This window comes from Georgenia sp. (assembly GCF_054605595.1).
Genome location: NZ_JBTSDU010000203.1, coordinates 1 through 3252, shown reverse-complemented (window position 1 = coordinate 3252; position 3252 = coordinate 1). Strand labels below are relative to the sequence as shown.

Below are 3252 nucleotides of genomic sequence, written 5' to 3'. Positions count from 1 at the left end.
CTCCGCGGGCCCGGCACCCCGTGTGGGGCCGGGCCCGCGGTCGGTCCGAGGGGACGGTCAGGCCATCGTGCGGCCGGCCGAGCGCAGCTGTCGGCAGGCCTCCACGACGCGCTGAGCCATACCGGCCTCGGCGGCCTTGCCCCAGGCGCGCGGGTCGTACTGCTTCTTGTTGCCGACCTCGCCGTCGATCTTCAGCACGCCGTCGTAGTTGCGGAACATGTGCTCCACGACGGGGCGGGTGAAGGCGTACTGGGTGTCGGTGTCGACGTTCATCTTGATGACGCCGTGGTCCACCGCGAGCGCGATCTCCTCGGCGGTCGAGCCGGAGCCGCCGTGGAAGACGAGGTCGAACGGCATGTCCTTGCCGACCTCCTTGCCGACGACCGCCTGGATCTCGCCGAGGATCTCCGGGCGGAGCTTGACGGCGCCGGGCTTGTACACGCCGTGGACGTTGCCGAACGTGAGCGCGGTGAGGTAGCGGCCCTTCTCGCCGGTGCCGAGCGCACGCACGGTCTTGAGGCCGTCCTCGGGCGTGGTGTAGAGCTTCTCGTTGATGGCGGCCTCGTGGCCGTCCTCCTCGCCGCCGACGACGCCGATCTCGATCTCGAGGAGGGTGCGCGCCTTCTGGGAGAGCTCGAGGAGCTCCTCGGCGATGACGAGGTTCTCGCCGATCGCGACGGTGGAGCCGTCGAACATGTGCGACTGGAACGTCGGGAGCTTGCCCGCGGCGACCTCCTCGGCCTCCAGCGCGAGCAGCGGCCGGACCCAGGAGTCGAGGTTCTCCTTGGTGCAGTGGTCGGTGTGCAGGGCCACGGTGATGCCGTAGCCGTCCGCGACCTCGCGCGCGTACGCGGCCAGCGCACGGGTGCCGACGACGCGGTTCTTCACGGTGGAACCGGAGGCGTACTCGCCACCGCCGACGGACACCTGCAGGATGCCGTCGCTCTCGGCCTCGGCGAAGCCGCGCAGGGCTGCGGTGACGGTCTGCGAGGAGGTGACGTTGATGGCCGGGTAGGCGAACTTGCCCGCCTTGGCCCGGTCGATCATCTCCGCGTACACCTCGGGGGTTGCGATGGGCACAGTGCTCTCCTGTCTCGATGACGTAGATCAGTGCCCATTGTTCCACCTCCGCCCGGCTCCGGGGCCGGGACCCGGGCCGACGACCGGCGGGCCCGCGGCGCGGTGGCCGAGCCACGTCGCCGACGTGGCGAGGATCACCCGGTGGCGTGCTGCAGCATCCAGGCGTGCATGGCCACGGCCGCGGCGGCACCGGCGTTGATCGACCGGCTCGAGCCGTACTGGCTGATATGCAGCACGGTGTCGCTGCCCTCCAGCAGGGCCTCGCTCAGCCCGGCGGACTCCTGACCGAAGACCATCAGGCAGGCGCGCGGCAGCTCGTGGCCCTCGATGGGGACGGAGCCCGGGACATTGTCGATGCCGAGCACCGGGAGCCGCTGCTCGCGCGCCCAGGCCAGGAGGTCGGCCGGGGTGGGATGGTGGCGCAGGTGCTGGTACCGGTCGGTCACCATGGCGCCGCGCCGGTTCCACCGCCGTCGGCCGACGATGTGCACCTCGGCGACGGCGAACGCGTTGGCGGTGCGCACCACGGACCCGATGTTGAGGTCGTGGGAGAAGTTCTCGATCGCGACGTGCAGCGGGTGCCGGCGGGTGTCGATGTCCGCGACGATCGCCTCCACCCGCCAGTACCGGTACCGGTCGACGACGTTGCGCCGGTCCCCGTGGGCGAGCAGCTCGGGGTCGTAGCGCGGGTCGTCCGGCCAGGCCGCCGGTCCGCCCGGCCAGGGGCCGACACCGACCTCCCGGTCCTCGTCCCGGATCGCCACGTTCTCCACCCGGACATCGTGCCAGCCGACGGCGAGGTCCCGGACCTCCGCCCGGGACATCGTGCCTGCCGTGCCGGCCGGGCGTCGGTATCGTGGTCCCGGCGGTCGAGCACCACGCGCGGTCCGCAAAGAGGAGGCGATATGACCGAGCAGATCCAGAGCTGGCTGACCGACATGGACGGCGTGCTCGTCCACGAGGGCAGCGCCCTTCCCGGGGCGTCGGACTTCATCGCCCGGCTCACCGAGCTCGAGCGGCCGTTCCTGGTGCTGACCAACAACTCGATCTTCACCCCGCGCGACCTCGCGGCACGCCTGGTGGCGTCGGGGATCTCCGTCCCGGAGGACCGGATCTGGACATCTGCCCTGGCCACCGCGAACTTCGTCGCCCAGCAGATGCCGGGCGGGAGCGCCTATGTCATCGGCGAGGCCGGCCTGACGACGGCGCTGTACCAGGTGGGCTACACGATGACGGATGTGGCCCCGGACTACGTCATCCTCGGCGAGACCCGGACGTACTCCTTCTCCGCGATCACCAAGGCGATCCGGTTGATCCTCGGTGGCGCGCGTTTCATCGCCACGAACCCGGACTCGACCGGCCCCTCCCAGGAGGGCCCCCTGCCGGCCACGGGCGCGGTGGCGGCGCTGATCACCCAGGCCACGGGCCACCGCCCCTATTTCATCGGCAAGCCCAACCCGGTGATGATCCGGGCCGCGCTCAACCGGATCGAGGCGCACTCCGAGACGACGGCGATGATCGGTGACCGCATGGACACCGACATGCTCGCCGGCATGGAGGCGGGCCTGCGGACGTTCCTGGTCCTGACCGGGTCGACCGGTGTCGACGACGTCGAGAAGTACCCGTACCGGCCCAACGAGGTGCGCGACTCCATCGCGGACATCGTCGACCTGATCTGACGGCGGTGGGCCGCCGTTCTCGACCTGACGCCCACGTCACCTCGTCGAGGACGCCCCCAGGAGCATCACCGCGACCACGACGCCGATCACCGGCACGCCGACGCCGAGTGCGTCCATGTTGGTCCCTCGGCGGAGTGCCGCGCCGCGATCCGAGCAGTCACGCCTTCTGGAGGCCGAGGTCTCCGAGCCCGAGCGCCGCGAGGTAGGGCACCCCGGTGGCCTCGATCGCCTCGCGCGCGCCGGTGTCGCGGTCGACGACGACGGCGACCGCCAGCACCGTCGCGCCGGCCTCACGCAGGGCCTCCATCGCGGTCAGTGGGCTGCCACCGGTGGTCGAGGTGTCCTCCAGGACGACGACGCGGCGACCGGCGACGTCGGGCCCTTCGACCCGGCGGCGCATGCCGTGACCCTTGGCCTCCTTGCGCACCACGAAGGCGTCGAGGTCGAGCCCACGCGACGCCGCCGCGTGCAGCCTCGCCGTCGCGACCGGGTC

The 3252-nt window shown here is 71.4% G+C and carries 4 protein-coding genes; 1 reads left to right on the top strand and 3 read right to left on the bottom strand.

Annotated features, from left to right (window positions below; genetic code table 11):
• Positions 1-57 precede the first annotated feature (57 nt).
• Complete coding sequence (gene fbaA / locus ACYC1Z_RS14810) at positions 58-1080, bottom strand: class II fructose-bisphosphate aldolase (RefSeq protein ID WP_461410279.1); 1023 nt, start codon at positions 1078-1080, stop codon at positions 58-60.
• 134 nt (positions 1081-1214) lie between these two features.
• Positions 1215-1904 carry a TrmH family RNA methyltransferase gene (locus tag ACYC1Z_RS14805; protein ID WP_461410278.1) on the bottom strand — a complete coding sequence of 230 codons (690 nt, stop codon included), beginning with the start codon at positions 1902-1904 and terminating at the stop codon, positions 1215-1217.
• Between the two features lie 81 nt (positions 1905-1985).
• On the opposite strand from ACYC1Z_RS14805, the gene ACYC1Z_RS14800 reads away from it, so the two are divergent.
• Positions 1986-2759 (top strand): HAD-IIA family hydrolase, encoded by a 774-nt coding sequence (locus ACYC1Z_RS14800; protein ID WP_461410277.1) that lies wholly within the window; start codon positions 1986-1988, stop codon positions 2757-2759.
• A gap of 157 nt (positions 2760-2916) precedes the next feature.
• On the opposite strand, the gene ACYC1Z_RS14795 is transcribed toward ACYC1Z_RS14800, so the two are convergent.
• A partial coding sequence (locus ACYC1Z_RS14795; RefSeq protein ID WP_461410276.1) for a phosphoribosyltransferase family protein occupies positions 2917-3252 on the bottom strand: 336 nt, incomplete at its 5' end.